Origin of the sequence: Bacillus lumedeiriae, from assembly GCF_044891285.1 — a bacterium.
Lineage (GTDB): Bacteria > Bacillota > Bacilli > Bacillales > Domibacillaceae > Pseudobacillus > Pseudobacillus lumedeiriae.
This window is the reverse complement of sequence record NZ_JAUIYO010000001.1, coordinates 357,342-380,458: the sequence shown is the minus strand read 5'-3', so window position 1 is coordinate 380,458 and position 23,117 is coordinate 357,342. Positions and strand designations below refer to the sequence as shown.

Here is a 23,117-nt window from a genome sequence, read left to right as displayed (position 1 = left end):
CAATGACTTCCCGTTGACTATATTCAAAACGAAAAACTGCCGGCAAAATCGACAGCTTTTCTCCATTAGTTAGTTTTTTAATCTCGGCTTGGTTGGGTCACAGTTTGGCTGTTCTATTGTGGTTGATCCAGCCAGCTTCTGTAAGTAATAACACTCTTCTCTCAGCATATGATCCGCCATTAGAGGGGCAAATGTTCCAAGTGCTTCTTTACTTATCTCCAGCTCCTCAATTTCCTGAAGAAAATTCATAAACAGTTTCATTTCCAGTGAGGCATCTTTATTAAACTTCTCCAATGCAGGAAAGGTAGAGAGATTAGTTCGTAAAAAACCTGTCAATTCTACTGCTTTTAAATAAAACGCCTCAAAATCCTTTGTGAATTTGTCACTTTTTTGTTTAATCTTTTTTTCAATCCGATCCATATTATCCGATATGGCTCCAGCGTGTCCAGCTGCATCTAAAAGCCAAAGTAAATGATGATGAAGCGCATGGTAAGTAGGAGGGACTTCTCCTTTTTTTAAGTAATCTAACAGCCGTAAATATTCGTCAAGCTCATTAATCATATGATTAACAAACGTTGGACCGAGATGAATTGAAATTTTCCCGACGAGATGTCTTTCTAATATAGTTAGTTTAAAAGCCTTTAATTTTTTAGCTTCCTCATCAGCTCGTCTGCTCAAAGCCGATAAATCACTCGTCTCGACTTTCTTTAATAGATGATCAAATGTTTGGATGAAGTAAGAGGATAATTCAATATCACGTTTTTCATTAGCGGCAAGTGAATCATGAATAAACCTGGCATGATCGCCTAATATTTGCAGCCAAAATTTATGTTCAAACGTTGCTGCTTCTCTGTAATTTATCATTATGTTCTCTCCCTTATTTAGATGCTTTTATTATCTTATCGGGAGAGGATGAATGTTATGATTATTTTAACATTGCAACAAAAGGCAAATACCAGGAACCCCGGTATATCATTTTAGAGGGGGCCTGGCATTTTACAATGAATTGATTTAGTTTTCTTGTAAAATAGAATACTGTTCTCGAATGACTTTTGCAGCAGCAACCATGTTTTTCAAGGAAGCGATGGTTTCATCGGTTTTTCTCGTTTTTAAGCCGCAATCCGGATTAATCCAGAACTGGCCAGGATCAAGCACTTGCAGACCTTGTTTGATAATATCGGTCATTTCTTTAATAGCAGGGATCCGAGGGCTATGAATATCATACACACCTAAGCCGATGCCTTTATCGTAGGCCTGATCATTAAAAGAAGAAACGAGTTCGCCATGGCTGCGGGACGTTTCGATAGAAATCACGTCGGCATCGAGTGCGCTAATGGCATCGATAAAATCGTGAAACTCGCAATAACACATATGTGTATGAATTTGTGTCCCGTTCTGCACAGAAGAAGTGGCGATTCGAAATGCTTTTACTGCCCAGTTTAAATAATGATCCCAGTCTGTTTTTTTCAATGGCAGCCCTTCTCGAAGTGCGGGTTCATCGACTTGAATCATGCGTATACCAGCTGACTCTAACGCTTCAACTTCTTTCCGCAGTGCCAGGGCGATTTGATTTGTTACTTCTTCTTTTGAAAGATCATCGCGGACAAACGACCAGTTTAGTATCGTTACGGGGCCGGTAAGCATCCCTTTTACGGGCTTGTCTGTCAAAGACTGGGCATAGACACTTTCTTTCACAGTTATTGGCTGAAGAAATTCTACATCTCCGTAAATGATTGGGGGTTTAACACAACGGGAGCCGTAAGATTGTACCCATGCTTTTTGCGTAAAAGCAAATCCTCCCATTTTTTCACCGAAGAACTCTACCATGTCGGTCCGTTCAAACTCCCCGTGTACAAATACATCTAGTCCGATTTGTTCCTGAAGGGCGATCCATTCTTTTATTTGTTGTTGAATGAAATCTTCATATTTTTCAGCTGACCATTCTCCTTTTCGCCATTTTTGTCTTGCTTGGCGAACTTCCGTCGTTTGTGGGAAACTGCCGATCGTTGTCGTTGGCAAGAGCGGCAAATCGAATATAGCCCGCTGTTGTTCGCGGCGTTCGTTAAATGGAAGCGGACGCTTTGTCTGTTGTTCATTGACTGTACGAGCTGCCTCTTGAATACTCGTTTTATTTCTCGCTGACGAATGGGCTAGCTGCAGGCATGCATGCTGGCTTTCTTGTATGAAATCGGCGATAGCAGTTTTTCCATTGCGAAGAGCTTTCGTTAATGTTGTCACCTCTGCTAATTTTTCATCAGCGAAAGCGAGTGCCGCATGAAGCGTTGGATCTAAAGATGTTTCCACGGCGGCAGTAACTGGTACATGAAGCAGGCTGCACGAGGGTTGAAGCCAAATTCGTTCGGCCGGAACATGGGGAAGAATGGTTTCAATGATTTCCCATTTCTTTTGTAAATCAGCGCGCCAAATGTTACGACCATCAATGATACCAACCCCTAGAATTTTATCGGCTGGAAATCCGTTGGACTGAAGTAATTCAATCGTTCTATCTTGACCATGAACAAAATCCATTCCAATACCTTGGACCGGCAGCTGAATGACTTCTTCATACCATTCTATTGAATCAAAGTATACTTGCAGCGTGATGTTTAGAGCCGGAGCGGCCTTGTTCAGTTGTTTATAAATTTCTGTTATTGTTTTCATCTCTTCTTTTGCAATAGAGGAAGCTAAAATAGGTTCATCCATTTGCACCCATTCGACGCCTTCTTGCTCCAATTCCTGCAAAACTTGGGCATATAGCGGGATGAGCTGCAAAAGAAAAGCAGGAATATCTGTCTTATGATATCCTTTGGACAATTTTAAAAAGGTATAAGGACCGATCAGAACAGGCTTCCCGTTTATATTTAACTTTTCTTTTGCTTCCCGGTAAGCGGCAAGCGGTTTGTTTTCTGTTAATGCAAGTTTTTTTCCTTCATATTCCGGTACAATATAGTGATAGTTTGTATTAAACCATTTCGTCATTTCACAAGCGACAGCTGTGTCGTTCCCTCGTGCCATCGCAAAATAGGTAGCTAGGGGAACTGGACCGCTAGTGTAAGTGAAGCGCTCTGGTACCATACCAAACATAGCTGCTGTATCTAGCACTTGGTCATAAAAGGTAAAGTCTCCAACTGGAATTTGATCAATTCCTTTGTCCTTTTGCTTTTTTAAATGTGTTAGTCTGATACTTTCCATTTCTTCGAGAAGTTGCTGTTCACTGACTTTGCCTGCCCAAAAGGATTCCAGTGCTTTTTTCCACTCGCGGTTTTCTCCGATGCGCGGATAACCTAAATTGCTGCTTACTATTGACATATTAACCTTCTCCTTTTACGTAAAATAGCTGATAAAAACAAAAAAACATTTCTAACAAATGTTAGAAATGTACGTGTATCTCCCAAAAAAGGGATAAACGGCATGCCGAAGCAAGCGCCTAATTCGCGTATATTCTAACACCTCCCTATCTGCCGTAGGTTAAACAGCGTCGTTAAAATAGGCAGGTGTCTGGCTTCAGGTTGACCGTATGGCAAACTGTCACAGTGGCGGGACCGCACCGGATTATCGTTTCACCGGTTTCCCTTTTAAGGCTTAACGATTGTTAAGCCACCTATTTCCATTGCTTTATGTATAACGGATGATTGTGTTCAAAGTTAGCATACAGAAAAATATCTGTCAACTAAGAATAATAAGAATAATCTGATAAAAATCTGTGTATAATCAATTTTCATTCTAGCGATGGTGATTACTTTGAACGTTGCTTTTTAAGAATATATTTTTTAGTGAAGGGTTTATTGTACTAGGGTTATTACACTGTCTGAAGCAGTACCTCATCATATATTCATTTCCTGTTTGTCTTAGAAATACAGATGCCAGACAGCCCCCGACTATAAGTAGAAGGGGGGTAAAAAATTATAGGCCTTTTTCACGGATTTCTGTTAATACACCGTCCCACAAATGTTTACGCATTTGCAGCGACAGTTCAGCGACTTTTAATGCGTCTTCTTTCTTTTCAGCATCATCACCGCATAAATCATGTAAAAGTCTTTCTGCAAGAGGACCGTGTTCATCTTCATCTAGCTCAATATGGCGTTTTAAATAATAGTCCAGGCGCTCATTAGAAGAGCCTTCATTTTGCAGTGCATCTACTAAGAGTTGGAACATATCAGGAATTAAGCCTTCCCGTCCGTAGAAGAAAGCAGATGCGACTTCATGAACTTTGCCTTTTAAGGATAAATCTAAATTAAAAGCGGTAAATTGCGCCGCACTTGGAGGGACGATCTCTTGTTTTAATGCATCTTCGTGATCCATTCCGTCTTTAAGCGCTTGTAAAAAGGCATGGATCGGGGCTGTATCTGCACCGCATTCTTCCATCGCATCGACATAAAGTTGAAAGTGGCTGATGTATCCCCCTTTTCCGTCTTCATCAGACTCTTCTGCAAGTACAATTTCATTAATAAATCTCGTATACGAAGGAATGTCGTAAGCCATCCAAGGAACTGAAATGGATGTAACGGATTGCTGTAGTCTTTTTAATAGACTCATAAAATCCCACACAGCAAACACATGATGTTTCATTAGTACTTTTACTCGATCGGGTGTATTTACTTCTCGGTATAGAGGGTGAGTAAGAAGTTCATCACGAATCGTTTCTAGTTTAGTAATATTCACAGTCAAGTTAATAGCCTCCTTTAATTTAATGAACGAAATGAACAGACAATCGGTGTAAATCATTTCTATCATACACAATATTTATAAAAAAACTAGTATTTGGGTTAGAATGTTGATAAATGTTCGCTTTCTGCGTAGTACGTTCTTCTTGTAGTAAAATGATTGTATATTTATTAAAGAATTGTTGTAGTTAAATGGAATTACTATATGGTATAATCAACCAAAAAACCGGGAGTGGCAGGCGTTCTTCTAGTGAATAAGCATTAAGAAGGGGAGGGCTGGAAAGGCAACCGGCAAAATTGGGGGAGTGTGGCGATGTTTGGATTAATGAAATCCAGGAATGAGAAAAAAAGCTGGCTGAAGCACCCTGAAAAGATGAATGTAATAATCAATGTACAAGATCCTTCGGTTTTGATGAAGATGGACATGATTCGTCTCTCCAAAGAAGATATGAGAATATTACAGAGGGTTCAGCCCATCGTTGCAAGCAACATGAGCAAATTAGTTGAACAATTCTATGAAGAAATTTTACAAGTAAAGAGGTTAAAAGAAATCATCTTGCAGCACAGTACGATCGAACGATTGCAGCAGAAGCTTAGTGCTCATCTTCTGGAAATGTTTAGCGGCAAGATTGATCAAGACTATTTGGACAGACGTTTACGTGTCGGCAGGACTCACTATAGAATTGGATTAAATCCTTCATGGTATATGGGAGCTTTTCAAAATTTACAAAGTACGCTATTTTCCATTATTTACAGTGAAGTAACGGATAAAGATGAAGTTAGAGCGATCTTATCCGTGATAAATAAAATGTTAAGTTTCGAACAGCAGCTCGTTCTCGAAGCGTATGAACGTGAAACACTGCAAATGCTAAGGGCCCAATTTGAAAGGGGAAAATCCGATTTGCAAAATAAAGTCATGGCAATAAGTGAAGGGTTAGCTGCTCTTGCTGAGGAAACACAGATCTCTGTTGAAAGTTTAAGCACTAACATTCAGGAGGTCAATGAAACGACAACGGAAAGCAATGAACTGGCCGTTTTAGCTAAAAAGCATGCCGTTGAAGGCGGGGATAAATTAACTGAATTATTAGAAAAAGTGAGTGTGATTAAAAGGTTTACAGAAGAGATGAATGAGCTCATCTACAAATTAGGCGAGTCTTCCAATCAGATTTCATCTGTTCTCCGTATCGTTCAAGGAATTGCTGATCAAACGAATTTATTAGCCTTAAACTCTGCGATTGAAGCAGCAAGGGCGGGCGAGCATGGGAAGGGATTTGCTGTCGTCTCCCAGGAAGTCAGGAAGCTGGCAGAACAAACGAAACATTCTATTGCTGAAATTCACAGCTTAATTGCTGCATCGGATCAATATAATCATCAAGTAATGGTGTCGTTAAAACAAGTAGAGGGTGCTGTTCAGGCGGGAATTTTGGCGACAGAGCAGACAAATGTATTTTTTCAAGAGATTATCCACTCCATTCAACAAAGCGGGAAAACCGTTTTAACGGTTCAAGGACAAACAGGAGAGCTCCTTCAAGCAGTCAGTGAAATTGAAAAAGCTACAGCCAGTGTATCAACAGCTGCAGAACAATTAAATGAAACGATGAAATAAAAAATTGGAGCACTTGGCGTAACAAAACAGGGGCTGTCATTAGGAAAGCCCCTGTTTTGTTATTTCCCTCTTTCGATCTTCTCATAAATTCCCGACAACGCTTGTTCAAATTTCCCGGTTTGTTTCGGTTCGTAGTAGCGTTTGTTTTTCAATTTGTCAGGCAGATACTGCTGCTTCACCCAGCCGCTGTCATAGTTGTGCGGATATTTATAATCGATGCCGCGGCCGAGTTCCTTGGCGCCTTTGTAGTGAGCATCTTTTAAGTGATCGGGCACGTTGCCGCCTTTGCCGGAACGGATGTCAGCGAGAGCAGCATCGATCGCAGTGATCACTGTATTGGATTTTGGTGACAGGCACAGCTCGATGACAGCAGCAGCGAGTGGAATGCGTGCTTCTGGAAAACCGATTTTCTCTGCAGTTTGTATGGCAGCAAGTGTCCGCTGTCCGGCCTGTGGGCTGGCGAGGCCGATGTCTTCATACGCGATGACGAGCAGCCGTCTCGCAATGCTTGGCAAATCGCCGGCCTCGATCAATCGTGCGAGATAATGAAGCGCCGCGTTGGCATCACTGCCCCGAATTGATTTTTGAAAGGCGCTTAATACGTCATAGTGAGCGTCACCATCTTTATCGTGAGAGAAGCTCTTCTTTTGCAGACATTCTTCTGCCGTTTCGCGGCTGATCGTAATCAAGCTGTCTTCATTTGGGGGTGTGGATAGAACGGCGAGCTCGAGTGCATTTAACGAACTACGCACATCGCCGCCGCTTCCTTGTGCGAAGTGATGCAGCGCCCCTTCGTCTATGTTTACATTGTATTTGCCCAGTCCCCGCTCTGTATCTTGGAGAGCCCGCTTTAGTGTTTCTGCGATTTCATCAGGTGTGAGCGGTTTTAGTTCGAAAATCTGGCAGCGGCTGCGAATCGCTGGATTGATGGCGTGATATGGATTGCTCGTCGTCGCTCCAATCAGCGTAATCATTCCATTTTCCAAAAAAGGCAGCAAGAAATCCTGCTTCCCTTTATCAAGACGGTGCACCTCATCGAGAAGCAAAATTACTTTGCCAGACATTTTTGCTTCTGCAGCCACGATTTCCATGTCTTTTTTGTTGCTTGTGACAGCATTCAGTGTACGAAACGCGTATTTTGTACTGCCGGCAATGGCGCTGGCAATTGAAGTTTTACCGATGCCGGGCGGACCGTATAAAATCATGGATGACAGCTGTTTCGCAGCGACCATTCGTTGAATGATCTTCCCATCACCGACGAGGTGTTTCTGGCCGACGATGTCTTCAATGGTCCGCGGCCGCATTCGGAAGGCTAATGGCTTCATATACATTCCTCATTTCCTTTTCCGATTCTTTTCTTTCACTGTACCATAGGAAATGAAAGCGCGGCATGTTTTTTGATCTGTTTTCTATGATATAATAGCGAGAGTTGAAGAGGTGAAAGTACGACAGACAGCTCATTCATAAGGGGAAAAACAGATGAAAAGAGAAGCGCTTAAAAAGCAGGGGAATATGGTGACTCGGCTGATTATTTTTACGATTGGCCTTTTATTGATGTCACTTGGCACTGTACTGCTCATTCGTGCAGGTCTCGGGGCGACGCCATGGGAAGCCTTGCACGTGGGTTTGTATAAGCAAATGGGATTGACAGTTGGAACATGGTCAATTATTATTGGGTTTCTTATTTTGGGTGCGTCGTCCATTTATTTACGGGAATGGCCGCAGTTTGGAGCGTATTTAAATATGCTTCTTGTTGGTGTATTCATTGATTTCTTTTTACTGCTGCCGGTCATTGTCACGCCAGATCACTTTACTGGTAAATTAGTGATGTTTATTGCAGGTGTGATCGTTATGGCATACGGGATGTCTATCTATCTTTCTGCGCAGCTTGGGGCTGGTCCGAGGGATAGCTTTATGCTCGCTGTGATGAAAAAAACAGGCTGGAAAGTATCCAGTATTCGACGGGGGATGGAATTCATCGTGCTGGCGATTGCCTGGCTGATTGGCGGTCCAGTTCATTTTGGCACGTTTTTATTTAGTTTTTTAATGGGAACAGCTGTCGGAGTTTCGCTGCCGCAGTGTCAGTGGCTTTCCGATAAAATAATTATCCGAGTAAATCAGTGGAAAAAAGTTCATAACCAGGAGGTAAATATATGAGAATCTCAACTAAAGGAAAATACGGATTAACGATTATGATTGAATTAGCCAAAAGGCATGGAGAGGGTCCAACCTCTTTACGAGTGATTGCCAGCACTCACAATTTATCTGAACATTACTTAGAGCAATTAATTGCGCCGCTTCGTAACTCAGGTCTTGTTCGCAGCATCCGGGGCGCATACGGCGGATATGTGCTCGGCCGGGAACCAGAAACGATTACATCAGGCGATATTATCCGTGTGCTGGAAGGGCCGATTACTCTCGTTGAAGGAATTGAAGAAGAAGAGCCGGCAAAGCGCGAACTATGGATTCGAATCAGTGACGCGATTAAAAACGTGCTTGAAAATACGACATTAGATGATTTGGCGAAGCATACAGATGACCGCGGCCAATCTGATGCGTACATGTTCTATATTTAAGGAGTGGGAAAAAGATGGAACGCATTTATTTGGATCATGCAGCGACCACACCACTTCACCCCGCAGTGATTGAAACGATTGCTGAGCAAATGGCTGGCGCGTACGGTAACCCGTCAAGCATTCATTCATTTGGCCGGGAATCACGCCACATTCTAGATACAGCGCGGACAACGGCAGCCAAAAGCATCGGTGCTGATTTCAATGAAATCATTTTTACGAGCGGCGGGACAGAAGCGGATAATTTAGCGATCATCGGTACGGCACGAGCGATGAAGCATAGGGGCCGCCACATTATTACGTCAGCAGTTGAGCACCATGCAGTCTTGCACACATGTGCTTATCTTGAAAAAGAGGGTTATGAAGTGACATATTTGCCGGTGGATGAAGCAGGAGTAATCAGCTTGTCTGATTTTGCCTCCTCACTGCGCGAAGACACGATTTTAGTCTCTATTATGTACGGCAACAACGAGGTAGGGGCTATTCAGCCGATCGCTGAAATTGGCGAATTACTGAAAGAACACCCGGCCGTTTTTCATACGGATGCGGTACAGGCATATGGAATGGTTTCGATTGATGTCAACAGCCAACATATCGACTTATTATCCGTTTCCAGCCATAAAATCAATGGCCCTAAAGGCATCGGTTTTTTATATGTAAAAGACGGATTAGCCCTTACACCCGGCCTTTTTGGCGGCGAGCAGGAAAGAAAGCGGAGAGCGGGAACGGAGAACGTTCCAGCGATTGCCGGTTTCGGAAAAGCGATCGAAATAGCAATGGAATCTATGAAAGAAAAAAGAGAGCAGTATACCGGGTTTAAAAAGCAGCTCGTTCATTTATTGACGGAAAAAGGAGTGGGCTTTGCAGTAAATGGTTCACTTGAACAAACGTTACCCCACGTGGTAAACTTGAGTTTTCCTGGGACGGATGTAGAGTCAATGCTCGTGAATTTAGACCTTGCCGGGATTGCTGTTTCGAGCGGGTCCGCTTGCACAGCGGGTTCGATTGAACCGTCCCATGTGCTTGTTGCTATGTTTGGTAAAGACTCTGAACGCCTCCGGAATTCGATTCGCTTTAGTTTCGGATTAACGAATGCGAAAGAACAAATAGATGAAGCAGGGGAGGCTGTGGCGAAAATCGTCGCACGTTTAACGAGTCAGTAAGAGGCTGTCTCCTGCGGGAAAGAGAGTGGACAGAATGAAGAAAGCACCGAAAGATACCCGTGTGGTTGTCGGTATGTCCGGCGGTGTGGACTCTTCGGTTGCGGCCCTTTTATTAAAGGAGCAGGGCTACGATGTCATCGGCATTTTTATGAAAAACTGGGATGATACAGATGAGTTAGGCGTCTGCACAGCAACAGAGGATTACAATGATGTCATACGTGTGTGCAATCAAATCGGTATTCCTTATTATGCCGTCAATTTTGAAAAGCAATATTGGGACAAAGTATTTACTTACTTCCTAGATGAATATAAAGCAGGCCGCACGCCGAACCCGGACGTCATGTGCAATAAAGAAATTAAGTTTAAAGCTTTTTTAGAGCATGCTGTTAGTCTTGGTGCGGATTATCTTGCGACGGGCCACTATGCAAGAGTAGACCATAGTGGTGAAGAAGTGAAAATGCTCCGCGGTCTTGACCAAAACAAAGACCAGACTTACTTTTTGAACCAGCTGCAGCAGGATCAGCTGGAGAAAGTGTTGTTCCCAATTGGCGATATTGATAAAAAACGCGTCCGTGAAATCGCTGCGGAAGCGAATCTCGCGACAGCAGCAAAAAAAGACAGCACCGGTATTTGTTTTATCGGTGAGCGTAATTTTAAAGAGTTTTTGGGCGGTTACTTGCCGGCACAGCCTGGACTAATGACGACAATGGCTGGTGAAGTAAAAGGCCGTCATGATGGGCTGATGTACTATACAATCGGTCAGCGTCATGGCCTTGGCATTGGCGGATCAGGGGAGCCATGGTTTGTCGTAGGAAAAGACTTAGAAAAAAATGTTCTCTATGTGGATCAAGGGTTCCACAACGATCTTTTGTATTCAGACTCCTTGATTGCTGATCATGTCAGCTGGGTGTCGAACAAGCCAAAGTCGCAGTCGTTTGAATGTACAGCGAAATTCCGCTATCGCCAGCAGGACAACAAAGTAACTGTGCATGTGCTGGAAGGCGGGAAAGTGAAAGTTGATTTTCATGAACCTGTCCGGGCCATCACACCGGGACAAGCCGCCGTCTTTTATGATGGTGAGGAATGTCTTGGGGGCGCTACGATTGATCAAGTCTTTAAAAATGGAGAACGCCTGACATATGTCGGCTGATGAAGTGAATTAAAAAAAGAGATGCTATTAGCAGTCTGCCTTTTATTTGCCATAAGTGCAAATTTTCTAATCTTAGCAGCACAAACCATGCCCATGGTTTGTGCTGCTGTTTTTTTTTAACACAGTGTCAGACCCCTATATACAGTCTATTAAAGATGGAATCAGTCAGCTTATTTGATCCATATTAAACTAACAGATAAAAAGTTTAATAAGTATTATTTATGTATTGTCATAAGGAGTATTTATATGTTAATATTAGTTCCAATCATGAATAGATTGATCAAATAACAAAAAAGAACTTTTAAAATGGAGGAACTTTATTGTGTGGGTAATCACTGCTTATTCCAGAAGTAATGTTAAGATGTTTGAGTTTGATACTGAAAAAGAGGCCAAAGGTGCATTAGAGAAAATCCAAGGTTACAAAATTTTAACTGAAGTTGTTTACTTTAATGACGATTGTTTCGTTGGCGTGCAATAATTTAAATTTGTTGTGGGGATTTTTTGAATGAACGTTCATTAATTTTTTGGTATAATATCCCTTTCTTCAGCAGGTTTGTTTTATAACACGTGTTGTCTTTAAGAGATTCATTCCATAGTTATCAAGTTAAGAGAATAATATAAAAAGACCATCCTTATTCAGTATGCTTCTGAAAATAAAAGGATGGTCATTTCTTTGTCTTCCATGCAGTAATCCCCTAACAAAATAGTATGATGGTTCCGTCTTTGTTTATTTTTCTTTGAAGCGTTTTGTCTTGCAGTTAAGATTTTTCCGCTCTATGGTATAATTTTGATAAATATAATGATAGAGGTGTCCCATGGATAAAAACTTACAAGGTATTGAATATTTGCAGCAAGGAAAAGTGGAAGAGGCTCTAAAGTTATTTTCGGAACGGATTGAAGAGGCGCCGAATGACCCGACGGCTTATATTAATTTTGGCCATGTTCTTTCCGCTGTTGGCGAGCTTGAACGGGCGGAAAGGTTTTATAAAAAAGCGATTGAGCTGGATCCAGCAGCCGGAGCGGCCCATTATGCTATCGGTACATTTTATTACGAACAAGAACGGTTAGAGGAGGCTTGCCGTGAGTTTGAACAAGCGGTAAAGTCTGGTCTTGAAGAAAGTGATGCATTTTTCATGCTTGGCATGACACTTGTACAGCTTGATCAGCCGCTGCTTGCCCTGCCATATTTACAGCGCGCCGTTGAATTAAATGAAGCGGATACGGAAGCGCGCTTTCAATTCGGACTCGCTTTAGCGCAGGCGAAATCTTATGATGAAGCGATCCGTCAGCTGGAGAGAGTGATTGAGGAAGATCCAGGGCATGCGGATGCTCATTACAATCTTGGGGTTGCTTATGCCGGACATTTGGAAGACGCGGAAAAAGCAATGACAATGTTCAATCGTGCACTTGAAATACAGCCGGATCATATGCTTGCTGGGTACGGAAAGAAAATGATTGAAAAAGCCAAGAAAAAGTAAGGAGTGTTCTCCATGGAACAAGAGTCAATGGATTTGTTCACAAACGGGGAAAAGTATGTGAAGGGCCGTCACCTCGTGACGATTTTCCATAATGAAGAAAACTTTTATTCGGTGATGCGTATCCGCGTCACTGAGACAAATGACACATACGAGGAAAAAGAAGCAGTTGTCACCGGCTATTTTCCACAAATTCATGAACAAGAAGTATACACTTTTTATGGCCAATTTAAGGAACATCCGAAATTTGGCCGCCAGTTTCATGCGCGCCATGCCCAAAAAGAGATCCCGCAGACGAAGCAGGGAATTATGACGTATTTATCGAGTGGGTTGTTTCAAGGAATTGGGAAAAAGACGGCGGAAATGATCGTAGAAACGCTCGGTGAGGGAGCGATTTTGAAGATTTTGGATAATCCTGCTGTACTTGAAGACGTGCCGCGCTTGACCGCTGAAAAAGCACAAAAACTGCATGCTGCTCTTCTTGAACATCAAGGGCTGGAGCAGGTGATGGTCGCTCTTAACCAGTACGGTTTTGGGCCGCAGCTTTCTATGAAGATTTATCAGGCTTACCAGCAGCAGGCGATCGAAAACATTCAGAAAAATCCATATCAGCTTGTAGAAGATGTGGAAGGGATCGGCTTCGGACGGGCGGATGAGCTTGGGGCGCAGGTTGGCATTCATGGTGAGCATCCGGACCGGTTGAAGGCAGGCATTTTATTTACAATGGAACAACAATGCATGCAGGAAGGGCACTGTTATTTAGAGGTAGAACCGCTGTTGAAAGGAGTAAAAGCGCTTCTCGAAAAAAGCGGAAAAGGACAAGTGGCCTTTGAAGCGATCGCCAAACAGCTGATTGCTCTTGAAGAAGAGGGGAAAGTCATTGGCGAAGAGCAACGTGTATTTTTGCCTTCTTTATATTTTTCAGAAAAAGGACTCGTAACGAATATCGGGCGTCTGCTTGAACAGACAGAGTATGAGGATCAATTTCCGGAGTCAGAATTTTTACTGGCGCTCGGAAAGTTAGAGGAACGGATAGGCGTACAATACGCTCCTTCCCAAAAAGAAGCGATTCAAACAGCGCTTATGTCTCCGGTGATGCTGTTGACGGGAGGACCCGGCACTGGAAAGACAACGGTAATCAAAGGGATTGTTGAGCTGTATTCGGAACTCCATGGCTGTTCGCTCGATCATAAATCATATGGAAAAGACGAGGTTTTTCCGATTAAACTTGCGGCGCCGACCGGACGGGCAGCAAAGCGGATGGCGGAATCTACGGGACTGCCCGCAGTGACAATTCACCGCCTGCTTGGTTTTAATGGCCAGGAGACGATGGAAGAGGACGAAGGCCGTGAAGTCAGAGGGCGCCTGCTCATAGTTGATGAAACATCGATGGTCGATACGTGGCTTGCCCATCAGCTATTTAAAGCTTTGCCGGATGATATGCAAGTGGTGCTTGTAGGTGATGAAGATCAGCTTCCATCTGTTGGACCCGGCCAAGTACTGAAAGATTTGCTTGCGTCTGGAGTGATTCCGACTGTGAAGTTGACGGATATTTACCGGCAGGAGGAGGGGTCCAGCATCATAGAAATGGCCCATGAAATTAAGAACGGACTCCTGCCATCCGAGTTAACGAAGCAGCAAAAGGACCGTTCATTCATAGCCTGCCGCATTCAGCAAATTCCCGATGTAGTGAAGCAAGTCGTAACTAGTGCGATAAAGAAAGGATTTACGGCAAAAGACATTCAAGTGCTTGCGCCGATGTATAAAGGACCAGCCGGTATCGATCGTCTCAATGAAATTTTGCAGGAAATCTTCAATGCGAATCCGGATGGTTCCCGAAAACAGATTGACTTTGGAGACGTTCATTATCGGATCGGTGATAAGGTGCTTCAGCTCGTCAATCAGCCGGAACAAAACATTTTCAATGGGGACATCGGAGAAGTGGTGTCTATCTTCTTCGCTAAAGAAAATACAGAAAAGCAAGACATGGTCATTGTCTCATACGAAGGAAACGAAGTTACATACACGAGGCAGGATTTAAATCAGATTACCCATGCTTTCTGCTGTTCGATTCATAAATCGCAGGGAAGCGAATTTCCCATCGTCATTTTGCCAGTCGTTAAGAGCTATTACCGGATGCTGCGGCGTAATCTTCTTTATACTGCTATCACGCGCAGTAAACAATTTTTAATTTTGTGCGGAGAAGAAGAAGCATTTCGTATTGGGATTGAACGCAATGATGACCTCGAACGTAAAACATCATTAAAAGAAAAATTGCTTAAAACCCTGGTGGATCATGTTCTAGACGACGAAACAGGGGATTCCATCTTGCTGACAGAAGAAACGATCACTGCCATCGATCCGATGATCGGCATGGAAGACATTACACCTTACGATTTTTTATAAGGACAAAATGTATAAAAATGGGCGGATCCGGGCAACCTGTTTGCCAAAAAGGAAAAATGTGCGAGGTGACGCCCATGATTACGTGTCCGAACTGTAAAAGCAAAGATCTCGGTAAAATCGGTACAACCCAATACTACTGCTGGAACTGCTTCATTGAACTCTCCATTGAACAAAACATTATCTCCGTCCACCAAGTAGAAGAAGACGGCTCCCTAAGTTCCCTAAACGACCTGTTCGAAGAAGATCAAAGAAGAATGGGGTAAAAAGAAAAGGGGAAGACGTCCGCTTATCGGCGACAAGCATAAGACAAGCCAGCTGGAAGGTTGCTCTTTAACCTTCTGGACGGATTGGCTTATGACCTCGAGCCGATGGCGCCTGGAGCTAGACAAGAAAAGCGGAAGCGCTTGTTCTGCCCCGATAAGCAAATAACCTTTTCCCGAGGAAGTCGCTCTTTGACTTCATGGGGAAAAGGTTATTTGACCTCGAGGGGCAAGGCGCTGGAGCTGGATATAAGAAAAGCGGAAGCGCCTGTTCTGCCCTGACAGTTAGGCAAAATCGAAAAAGGCTTGTGAAGACCTCTTCCCTTCACAAGCTTTTTTTCAAGAGTTGATTACACATTTCTCTAGTTATTCAACAAAACCGAAATTTTAATCATATTTTCTACGTGTTCTCCCTTTCTTTTGCTAATCATGAATAAATATGCCGCATCCAGCCGCAAACTAGACAAAATAGTTTGTCAAAGGATGTTGGGTCCGATGGAAAGTAAATTGAAGTTAAAGTGGATTTATTGGGCATGTGCAGGGCTTTTGACGTTATTATCCATATATGTGCTCTATTTGTTAAGCCCGCTGCTTAGTCCATTGTTTCGTGGCTTAGCGTTCAGTCTGATGCCATTTTTATTAGGCGGATTCATTGCCTATTTGCTGCATCCGCTCGTAGAAAAAATGGTCGAGCGGGGTGTTTCACGAACGATAGCTATTGTACTCATTTATATATTGTTTTTTGGTATCATTGGCATCAGTTTATTTAAAGGGATACCGGCATTTATCAATCAGCTGAGGGAGTTATCACAAAGTGCTCCTGAACTTTCACGGTTATATGAAGAACAAATCATTGCTCTTGAGGTAGAAACGCTGAACTGGCCGGATGGGGTGCAGGAAAAGATTCACAATCAAATTATTAGTTTTGAGCGCTGGCTTTCCAGTCTCGTAGAAGTATTTATGAATACACTGATGAAAATGGTTAATTTTTTGTTGCTGCTGGCAATTGTGCCGTTTATTGCTTTTTATTTCTTGAAAGACATCCATCGTGTAAAGAAGGCGGCGTGGAAGCTCACTCCAAGCAAATGGAGGTCACGGGCGCTGCGTTTCGTGAATGAATTAGATTGTTCGCTTGGAGGCTACATTAGGGGGCAGCTCCTCGTCTGTTTTTTAGCAGGGGCAGCATCTGCTTTGCTATTTACGTTTATTGGGCTAAAATATGCTGTTTTACTCGGGCTCATTATTGGTTTAACGAATGTGATTCCATACTTTGGACCAATTATTGGAGCAGTGCCGGCTATTTTTGTTGCCCTGACAATGTCTGTACAAATGGCGATCTACACAGCCATTATCGTATTTATATTACAGTTTATCGAAGGAAACGTGCTGTCCCCATGGATTGTTGGGAAAAGTGTACACCTGCACCCGCTATTTATTATTGGGGCGCTGCTCATTGGAGGCGAAGCAGGAGGCGTTTTTGGCCTAATTGTTGCTGTGCCGGTTCTCATTATTTTCAAAGCAGCCTTTGCCGCAGAAAGACGTGTAAAAGTCCGCCTGCAAAAAGTCCCTCGTTGACAAACACATCTAAAGTTTTTTATAATTCGATATATCTCAACAAATATAAATCAATGATGGATCGAGTATGTTATAGACCGCCCGAGTGCTAAGCGCGTCAGAGAGGAGTTTCCATGGCTGGAAGAAACTCCGGGTGAAGGATAACGGAAAGCTAGTCCGGAGAGCAGTTAATCCCTGCCGTCTGCCGCGTTAAGGCATTTGAGAGATGAATTGGCGAGACTAGTTCATAATCAGGGTGGTACCGCGAGAAGCTTCGTCCCTGTCCAGGGAGTGGGGCTTTTTTTGTTGCCTGAAAATAAAATGTTATTTTTTATCATTAGATTAGGAGGAATGACAAATGAAGTCTTTGACTGGCGCACAAATTCGTCAGAAATTTTTAGAGTTCTTTCAGGAGAAACATCACCGCGTAGAGCCGAGCGCACCGCTCGTTCCGCATGAAGACCCAAGCTTGTTGTGGATCAACAGCGGTGTAGCAACATTGAAAAAATATTTTGATGGCCGGGTGATTCCTGAAAATCCGCGCATCACGAACGCTCAAAAATCCATTCGAACGAATGATATTGAAAATGTCGGGAAAACAGCCCGCCACCATACGTTTTTCGAAATGCTTGGAAACTTCTCGATCGGTGAATACTTTAAAAAAGAAGCAATTCATTGGGCGTGGGAATTTTTAACAGATGAAAAGTGGATGGCTCTTGAGCCAGAGAAGTTGTCTGTTACAATCCATCCGGAAGACGATGAGGCATTTGCGATTTGGCATAAGGAAGTCGGCTTGCCTGAAGAGCGGATTATCCGTTTAGAAGGAAACTACTGGGATATTGGTGAAGGGCCAAGCGGACCAAATACAGAAATTTTTTACGATCGGGGCGAGTCGTATGGAAATGATGAAAATGATCCGGAATTGTATCCAGGTGGAGAGAATGAGCGTTATTTAGAAATTTGGAACCTTGTATTTTCTCAATTTAATCATAACCCAGATGGTACATACACACCGCTTCCAAAGAAGAACATTGATACAGGAATGGGACTTGAGCGGATGGCTTCCGTTATGCAGGAAGTACCGACGAACTTTGATACAGATTTATTTATGCCGATTATTGAAGCAACAGAAGTTATTTCTGGAGAGAAATATCGGAAGGACGCTGAAAAAGATGAAGCATTTAAAGTCATTGCCGATCACATTCGTACGGTTGCTTTTGCAGTAGGAGATGGAGCGCTTCCGTCGAATGAAGGACGTGGATATGTACTGCGCCGCCTGCTGCGCCGAGCAGTCCGTTATGCGAAGAGAATAGAAATTAACCGCCCGTTTATGTTTGAGCTCGTACCGGTTGTCGGTGAGATCATGAATGACTTTTACCCTGAAGTGAAAGCCAAGCAGGAATTCATCCAGCGTGTCATTAAAAATGAGGAAGAGCGTTTCCATGAAACATTGCATGAAGGTCTGGCCATTTTATCTGCTGTGATTCAAACAGCTAAAAATAACGGTTCAGATACGATCGCAGGTGCAGATGTGTTCCGTTTATATGACACATACGGTTTTCCAGTTGAGCTGACAGAAGAGTATGCTGAAGAAGAAGGCATGAAAGTAGACCACGAAGGTTTTGAAAAGGAAATGACGAATCAAAGAGAACGCGCTCGTGCGGCCCGCCAAGATGTGGATTCCATGCAGGTGCAAGGCGGTGTGCTTGGTGACATTAAAGTGGCAAGCGAATTTACAGGGTACGATGAATTAACCGCTGAAGCAACAGTAGAAGCGATCATTGCTAACGGTGAAATAGTGGAAGAGGCACAGGCTGGTGAAGCGGTGCAGCTTATTTTAAGTCAAACACCTTTCTATGCGGAAAGCGGAGGGCAAATCGCTGATAAAGGAATGATCGAATCGGAGCATGGACGTGCGGCTGTTCAAGATGTTAAAAAAGCGCCAAACGGACAACATGTGCAGCACGTTGTTATCGAAAGCGGAAAATTGACAAACGGACAAAAAGTAACTGCCCGCGTTGATGCCTCGTCCCGGACGAAAATTATTAAAAACCATACGGCTACTCACCTTCTTCATCAAGCATTAAAAGACGTATTAGGAACACACGTTAATCAGGCAGGATCCCTCGTTGGACCTGAGCGTCTTCGTTTTGACTTTTCTCACTTTGGGCAGGTGACGCCTGAGGAAATAGAGGAAATCGAAGCGATCGTCAATGAAAAAATTTGGCATAGTCTGTCTGTTAATATCGCTCAAAAGCCGATTGCTGAAGCGAAGAAGATGGGAGCGATGGCGCTGTTTGGCGAAAAATATGGTGACATTGTCCGCGTTGTATCTGTTGGAGATTACAGTTTGGAGCTGTGCGGCGGCTGTCATGTGCCGAATACGTCTATGATCGGCTTGTTTAAAATTGTTTCTGAGAGCGGCATTGGAGCTGGTACGCGCCGTATTGAAGCAGTTACTGGAGAAGCGGCATATGAATTTTTAAACAACCAGGCTGCTTTATTAAAAGAAGCAGCCAACAAGCTGAAAGCGAACCCGAAAGATATCGTTGCAAAAGTGGACAGCTTACAGGCCGAAATAAAAGAGCTGCAGCGCGAAAATGAATCGCTTTCCCAAAAGTTGTCTAACATAGAAGCAGGAAGTCTGCTTGACCGTGTGCAGGAAGCGAATGGAGTGAAGTTTCTCGCTGTCCGCGTTCAAGCGGCCGATATGAACAATTTACGTTCAATGGCAGATGAATTGAAACAAAACCTTGATTCAGGTATCATCGTTCTTGCTGCACCAACAGAGGATAAGGTAAACATCATTGCTGCTGTAACAAAAGATTTAGTGGAGAAAGGATACCATGCCGGCAAGCTGATCAAAGAAGTCGCTTCACGCTGCGGTGGAGGTGGAGGCGGACGCCCAGATATGGCACAGGCGGGAGGAAAGGATCCGGCAAAAACAGAGGAAGCACTCAATTTTGTGGAAGAGTGGATCAAATCCATTTGATTCCATGAAAATTTATTGTACAATGGAAATAACTTGTACAAAAGAGAGTTTTCACTTTCAAGCCTAAAGCGAGGTGCTATTAATGAGCTCTTTTGATCAAACGATGAAATTTAATTTTTCCGAAGAACCGTTTGAGCAGAATGTAGAAGAGGTGCTTTTTAAAGTACATGAAGCTCTGCGGGAAAAAGGATATAATCCAATTAACCAAATCGTTGGCTATTTGCTTTCTGGAGATCCTGCTTATATTCCACGGCATAATGATGCGCGTAACTTGATCCGCAAGCTTGAGCGTGATGAAATCATTGAAGAGCTTGTAAAAACGTATTTAAAACAGCGCCGAGAGGAATAAATATTTATGAGAGTAATGGGGTTAGACGTCGGTTCGAAAACGATCGGCGTCGCTGTCAGCGATGAATTAGGCTGGACTGCACAAGGCATTGAAACTATTCGTATCAATGAAGAGAAGCAGGATTTCGGTTTAAGACGCATTGAAAGCCTGTGTGAAGAATATGAAATTGAAAAATTTGTTGTCGGGCTTCCTAAGAATATGAATAATACAATAGGTCCGCGGGGAGAAGCTTCTAAAAGCTTTGCTAAAAGGCTGGAAAAGCGCTTTTCGCTGCCAGTTGTACTTTGGGACGAGCGGCTGACAACGATGGCAGCGGAAAGAGTGCTGCTCGAAGCAGACGTTACCCGTAAAAAGCGTAAAAAAGTAATCGATAAAATGGCCGCCATGATGATTCTGCAAGGGTTCTTGGACAGCCAAAAATAATGAGGTGGATAAAATGGATCACGGAGAAAAACAAATTACAATTATTGACGAAAATGGAAATGAGCAATTATGCGAAGTGCTTTTCACGTTTGATTCGGATGACTTCGAAAAGTCATACGTGCTTTACTTCCCTGTTGGAGCAGAAGAAGATGATAATGAAGAAATTGAAATTCATGCTTCTGCGTTCATTCCTGGAGAAGACGGAGAAGATGGTGAACTTCAGCCGATCGAATCCGATGAAGAATGGGAATTAATCGAAGAAATGTTAAATACGTTCCTTGATGAAGAAGAGGAAGAGTAAGCATTCTCACTAGTGCTGACAGATTTGAGGCAGCATATTTCAGCCATATAGAAAGCGGCTTTTCTACTTTCAAAGAGCTGTGTGCTGGAGCTGATCAGCTTGCTGGAACTAGAAAAGTATATATTTTCCTATCTTTGAGAAAAAAGGATCGGGGGCTTCCCGATTCTTTTTTTTATGAGATATAGTATAATAAAAAAGCGAAGAAAGGCTCGGTATTTGTTGAAGGGAGTAGGTTTATGTCGAAACAGTCATATATCCAAACGCCTGGGAAAAAGAGGCGTTTGAGAAAAGCGATATTGTTTGCCTTTGTTTCAATTTTTCTCATCATTGGCGGACTGGCAGCAGGTGTTTATTGGTTTGTTCAATCTGCACTTGAACCTGTGAACAAATCAAACCACAAGCCTGTACAGGTAAACATACCGATCGGCTCCAGCTTATCGGTAATTGCAGAGCAGCTGGAGAAAAAGGGCATTGTTAAAAACGCAGAAATCTTTAAGTACTATGTAAAATATAAAGATGAAGATAATTTGCAAGCCGGAGAATATACATTTACACCGAGTATGACAATGGATGAACTGATTCGCAGTTTGAAAACGGGAAAAGTGATCGGCCAAGGTGAAGTGAAGCTGACGGTTCCAGAAGGGTATCAGCTGACACAAATTGCTGCTATTATAAGCAAAGAAACAGGCCGGCCGGCAAATGAGATTTTCCAATTGATGAATGATCAATCCTTTATTAAGGAAATGATGACGAAATATCCTGAGCTGTTGACAGAAGAAATATTAGCTAAAAACATTAAATATCCGCTTGAAGGCTATTTATATCCAGCCACTTATCATTATGGAAGCAAGGAGAAGCCGGTCAAAGAAATAGTGGAAGACATGCTTAAAAAAACGGATAGTGTGCTCGTGCAGTATCGGACATCTATGGCGGCCAAACAAATGACCGTTCATCAATTGCTGACGATGTCTTCTTTAATTGAAGAAGAGGCGACTGAAAAAGCAGATCGCCGCAAAATATCTAGTGTGTTTTACAATCGCTTAGCCATTAATATGCCGCTGCAAACAGATCCCACCGTGCTTTATGCGCTGGGCAAGCATAAAAAACGCGTACTTTATGAGGACTTAAAAGTTGAATCGCCGTACAACACTTATAAGGTGAAAGGGTTAACACCAGGACCGATCGGCAATAGTGGTATATCATCTATGGAAGCGGCTTTAAATCCGGAAGACACGGAATTCCTCTATTTTCTTGCTTCGCCGTCAGGAGATGTGTATTACACGAAAACATTGGAAGAACATAACAAACTGAAGGAAAAATATATTACGAGTTATCACGATAAACAAAGGTAGCAAAAACGGTTCTAACTAGCGTTTTATGAGAGAAACATCGCTTTTCTTTCTCTGTTGTGGTAAAATAGTTCAAGTGTTTTTCAGGAAAGAAAGATGAATAAAGGATAAACAAGCAGAAAGCTGATAGGCTTTCTTCTTTTTCTTGTTATTTAGGAAATGAAACGTTTGAAGGCTGTGAATCACTTTATAAATAAGGGGAATGTCATGGACAACATTATCCATAAGTATATAGAATCATTAATTAAAGACCGTTCAGGCCTTATCTCGGAAATGGAAGCCATTGCCCGGGAGCAAGGTGTCCCGATTATGGAGGCGGCTGGAATCGAAGCGTTGCTGCAAATTATGCGTATCCAGCAGCCGCGAAGAATTTTAGAGATTGGCACAGCGATTGGTTATTCTGCTTTGCGAATGGCTCAGGCTCTTCCAAATGTGGAGATTGTCACGATCGAGCGGGATGAACAGCGTTATCAGCAGGCGATTGATTATATTAGCCGCTCAGGTAACAAAAGCCGGGTGACTGTCCTATTCGGGGATGCCCTTGAATTAGCAGCGGAAGCAGGAGAAAAAGGGCCGTATGATGCTATCTTTATTGATGCAGCGAAAGGACAGTACACAAAATTTTTCGAAAGCTATTCAGCCTTTTTAACAACGAATGGAACGGTCTATACGGACAATGTTTTATTTAAAGGCTACGTTGCTGGAATACCAGCTGAATCAAAACGTATCAACAATTTAGTAAAAAAAATTCAATCTTACAATGAGTGGCTGATGAATCACCCAGACTTCGATACAGCAATTATTCCGGTTGGAGACGGATTGGCTATCAGCCGTAAAAGAGGTGGAGAGTAA

Annotated in this window: 20 protein-coding genes, 1 pseudogene and 1 riboswitch; of the genes and pseudogenes, 17 read left to right on the top strand and 4 right to left on the bottom strand. The window is 42.9% G+C overall.

Features of this window, described 5'->3' with window-relative positions:
• Nucleotides 1–69: 69 nt before the first annotated feature.
• From QYG89_RS02020 to QYG89_RS02010, 3 genes are all read right to left on the bottom strand, one after another.
• On the bottom strand, nucleotides 70–864 hold the full coding sequence (locus tag QYG89_RS02020; RefSeq protein WP_404314022.1) for a DUF2935 domain-containing protein: 795 nt from the start codon (nucleotides 862–864) through the stop codon (nucleotides 70–72).
• Nucleotides 865–1,011: 147 nt separating this feature from the next.
• Complete coding sequence (gene metE, locus QYG89_RS02015; protein WP_404314020.1) at nucleotides 1,012–3,309, bottom strand: 5-methyltetrahydropteroyltriglutamate--homocysteine S-methyltransferase; 2,298 nt, start codon at nucleotides 3,307–3,309, stop codon at nucleotides 1,012–1,014.
• Between the two features lie 163 nt (nucleotides 3,310–3,472).
• A riboswitch (cobalamin riboswitch) is annotated at nucleotides 3,473–3,620 on the bottom strand.
• A gap of 283 nt (nucleotides 3,621–3,903) precedes the next feature.
• Nucleotides 3,904–4,662 (bottom strand): DUF3050 domain-containing protein, encoded by a 759-nt coding sequence (locus QYG89_RS02010; RefSeq protein WP_404314605.1) that lies wholly within the window; start codon nucleotides 4,660–4,662, stop codon nucleotides 3,904–3,906.
• 315 nt (nucleotides 4,663–4,977) lie between these two features.
• Here QYG89_RS02010 and QYG89_RS02005 point away from each other — a divergent pair.
• A pseudogene (locus QYG89_RS02005) lies at nucleotides 4,978–5,511 on the top strand (protoglobin domain-containing protein); the annotation flags it as partial.
• A gap of 18 nt (nucleotides 5,512–5,529) precedes the next feature.
• A complete protein-coding gene (locus tag QYG89_RS02000; RefSeq protein ID WP_404314603.1) occupies nucleotides 5,530–6,270 on the top strand; it encodes a methyl-accepting chemotaxis protein in 741 nt (246 codons plus the stop codon).
• A 59-nt stretch (nucleotides 6,271–6,329) separates the two neighbouring features.
• Here QYG89_RS02000 and QYG89_RS01995 read toward each other — a convergent pair whose 3' ends face one another.
• Nucleotides 6,330–7,595 (bottom strand): replication-associated recombination protein A, encoded by a 1,266-nt coding sequence (locus QYG89_RS01995; protein WP_404314018.1) that lies wholly within the window; start codon nucleotides 7,593–7,595, stop codon nucleotides 6,330–6,332.
• Between the two features lie 154 nt (nucleotides 7,596–7,749).
• On the opposite strand from QYG89_RS01995, the gene QYG89_RS01990 reads away from it, so the two are divergent.
• The 15 genes from QYG89_RS01990 to QYG89_RS01920 all read left to right on the top strand — a co-directional run bounded on the left by QYG89_RS01990 (nucleotide 7,750) and on the right by QYG89_RS01920 (nucleotide 23,117).
• Complete coding sequence (locus QYG89_RS01990) at nucleotides 7,750–8,427, top strand: YczE/YyaS/YitT family protein (RefSeq protein WP_404314016.1); 678 nt, start codon at nucleotides 7,750–7,752, stop codon at nucleotides 8,425–8,427.
• Entirely contained in the window at nucleotides 8,424–8,846 is a 423-nt protein-coding gene (gene cymR / locus QYG89_RS01985) for a cysteine metabolism transcriptional regulator CymR (RefSeq protein ID WP_404314014.1), read from the top strand. The genes QYG89_RS01990 and cymR overlap by 4 nt, the downstream gene beginning before the upstream one ends.
• A 14-nt stretch (nucleotides 8,847–8,860) precedes the next feature.
• On the top strand, nucleotides 8,861–10,006 hold the full coding sequence (locus QYG89_RS01980; RefSeq protein WP_404314012.1) for a cysteine desulfurase family protein: 1,146 nt from the start codon (nucleotides 8,861–8,863) through the stop codon (nucleotides 10,004–10,006).
• Nucleotides 10,007–10,040: 34 nt separating this feature from the next.
• Nucleotides 10,041–11,156 (top strand): tRNA 2-thiouridine(34) synthase MnmA, encoded by a 1,116-nt coding sequence (gene mnmA / locus QYG89_RS01975; RefSeq protein WP_404314010.1) that lies wholly within the window; start codon nucleotides 10,041–10,043, stop codon nucleotides 11,154–11,156.
• Between the two features lie 322 nt (nucleotides 11,157–11,478).
• Nucleotides 11,479–11,634, top strand: coding sequence for a hypothetical protein (locus QYG89_RS01970; RefSeq protein ID WP_404314008.1), 156 nt, complete (start codon nucleotides 11,479–11,481; stop codon nucleotides 11,632–11,634).
• Nucleotides 11,635–11,971: 337 nt separating this feature from the next.
• Nucleotides 11,972–12,634, top strand: a complete 663-nt coding sequence (locus QYG89_RS01965) for a tetratricopeptide repeat protein (RefSeq protein ID WP_404314006.1) — start codon at nucleotides 11,972–11,974, stop codon at nucleotides 12,632–12,634.
• Nucleotides 12,635–12,646: 12 nt separating this feature from the next.
• Nucleotides 12,647–15,037, top strand: a complete 2,391-nt coding sequence (gene recD2 / locus QYG89_RS01960) for an SF1B family DNA helicase RecD2 (RefSeq protein WP_404314004.1) — start codon at nucleotides 12,647–12,649, stop codon at nucleotides 15,035–15,037.
• A gap of 74 nt (nucleotides 15,038–15,111) precedes the next feature.
• Complete coding sequence (locus QYG89_RS01955; RefSeq protein ID WP_404314601.1) at nucleotides 15,112–15,300, top strand: hypothetical protein; 189 nt, start codon at nucleotides 15,112–15,114, stop codon at nucleotides 15,298–15,300.
• Between the two features lie 492 nt (nucleotides 15,301–15,792).
• Nucleotides 15,793–16,872: an AI-2E family transporter gene (locus tag QYG89_RS01950; RefSeq protein WP_404314002.1), complete on the top strand. Its 1,080-nt coding sequence runs from the start codon at nucleotides 15,793–15,795 to the stop codon at nucleotides 16,870–16,872.
• Between the two features lie 337 nt (nucleotides 16,873–17,209).
• Nucleotides 17,210–19,843, top strand: a complete 2,634-nt coding sequence (alaS, locus tag QYG89_RS01945; RefSeq protein ID WP_404314000.1) for an alanine--tRNA ligase — start codon at nucleotides 17,210–17,212, stop codon at nucleotides 19,841–19,843.
• An 82-nt stretch (nucleotides 19,844–19,925) separates the two neighbouring features.
• Complete coding sequence (locus QYG89_RS01940; RefSeq protein ID WP_404313998.1) at nucleotides 19,926–20,192, top strand: IreB family regulatory phosphoprotein; 267 nt, start codon at nucleotides 19,926–19,928, stop codon at nucleotides 20,190–20,192.
• 6 nt (nucleotides 20,193–20,198) lie between these two features.
• Nucleotides 20,199–20,615: a Holliday junction resolvase RuvX gene (gene ruvX, locus QYG89_RS01935; protein WP_404313996.1), complete on the top strand. Its 417-nt coding sequence runs from the start codon at nucleotides 20,199–20,201 to the stop codon at nucleotides 20,613–20,615.
• 13 nt (nucleotides 20,616–20,628) lie between these two features.
• Nucleotides 20,629–20,916: a DUF1292 domain-containing protein gene (locus QYG89_RS01930; RefSeq protein ID WP_404313994.1), complete on the top strand. Its 288-nt coding sequence runs from the start codon at nucleotides 20,629–20,631 to the stop codon at nucleotides 20,914–20,916.
• 236 nt (nucleotides 20,917–21,152) lie between these two features.
• Entirely contained in the window at nucleotides 21,153–22,268 is a 1,116-nt protein-coding gene (mltG, locus tag QYG89_RS01925; RefSeq protein ID WP_404313992.1) for an endolytic transglycosylase MltG, read from the top strand.
• 204 nt (nucleotides 22,269–22,472) lie between these two features.
• A complete protein-coding gene (locus QYG89_RS01920; protein ID WP_404313990.1) occupies nucleotides 22,473–23,117 on the top strand; it encodes an O-methyltransferase in 645 nt (214 codons plus the stop codon).

What these genes read in the sequence shown, in the direction of transcription:
- QYG89_RS02020 (WP_404314022.1), bottom strand. Translation starts at nt 864, where the DNA reads ATGATAAATTACAGAGAAGCAGCAACGTTTGAACATAAATTTTGGCTG.
- metE (WP_404314020.1), bottom strand. Translation starts at nt 3,309, where the DNA reads ATGTCAATAGTAAGCAGCAATTTAGGTTATCCGCGCATCGGAGAAAAC.
- QYG89_RS02000 (WP_404314603.1), top strand. Translation starts at nt 5,530, where the DNA reads ATGCTAAGGGCCCAATTTGAAAGGGGAAAATCCGATTTGCAAAATAAA.
- QYG89_RS01995 (WP_404314018.1), bottom strand. Translation starts at nt 7,595, where the DNA reads ATGAAGCCATTAGCCTTCCGAATGCGGCCGCGGACCATTGAAGACATC.
- QYG89_RS01990 (WP_404314016.1), top strand. Translation starts at nt 7,750, where the DNA reads ATGAAAAGAGAAGCGCTTAAAAAGCAGGGGAATATGGTGACTCGGCTG.
- cymR (WP_404314014.1), top strand. Translation starts at nt 8,424, where the DNA reads ATGAGAATCTCAACTAAAGGAAAATACGGATTAACGATTATGATTGAA.
- QYG89_RS01980 (WP_404314012.1), top strand. Translation starts at nt 8,861, where the DNA reads ATGGAACGCATTTATTTGGATCATGCAGCGACCACACCACTTCACCCC.
- mnmA (WP_404314010.1), top strand. Translation starts at nt 10,041, where the DNA reads ATGAAGAAAGCACCGAAAGATACCCGTGTGGTTGTCGGTATGTCCGGC.
- QYG89_RS01965 (WP_404314006.1), top strand. Translation starts at nt 11,972, where the DNA reads ATGGATAAAAACTTACAAGGTATTGAATATTTGCAGCAAGGAAAAGTG.
- recD2 (WP_404314004.1), top strand. Translation starts at nt 12,647, where the DNA reads ATGGAACAAGAGTCAATGGATTTGTTCACAAACGGGGAAAAGTATGTG.
- QYG89_RS01955 (WP_404314601.1), top strand. Translation starts at nt 15,112, where the DNA reads ATGATTACGTGTCCGAACTGTAAAAGCAAAGATCTCGGTAAAATCGGT.
- QYG89_RS01950 (WP_404314002.1), top strand. Translation starts at nt 15,793, where the DNA reads ATGGAAAGTAAATTGAAGTTAAAGTGGATTTATTGGGCATGTGCAGGG.
- alaS (WP_404314000.1), top strand. Translation starts at nt 17,210, where the DNA reads ATGAAGTCTTTGACTGGCGCACAAATTCGTCAGAAATTTTTAGAGTTC.
- QYG89_RS01940 (WP_404313998.1), top strand. Translation starts at nt 19,926, where the DNA reads ATGAGCTCTTTTGATCAAACGATGAAATTTAATTTTTCCGAAGAACCG.
- ruvX (WP_404313996.1), top strand. Translation starts at nt 20,199, where the DNA reads ATGAGAGTAATGGGGTTAGACGTCGGTTCGAAAACGATCGGCGTCGCT.
- QYG89_RS01930 (WP_404313994.1), top strand. Translation starts at nt 20,629, where the DNA reads ATGGATCACGGAGAAAAACAAATTACAATTATTGACGAAAATGGAAAT.
- mltG (WP_404313992.1), top strand. Translation starts at nt 21,153, where the DNA reads ATGTCGAAACAGTCATATATCCAAACGCCTGGGAAAAAGAGGCGTTTG.
- QYG89_RS01920 (WP_404313990.1), top strand. Translation starts at nt 22,473, where the DNA reads ATGGACAACATTATCCATAAGTATATAGAATCATTAATTAAAGACCGT.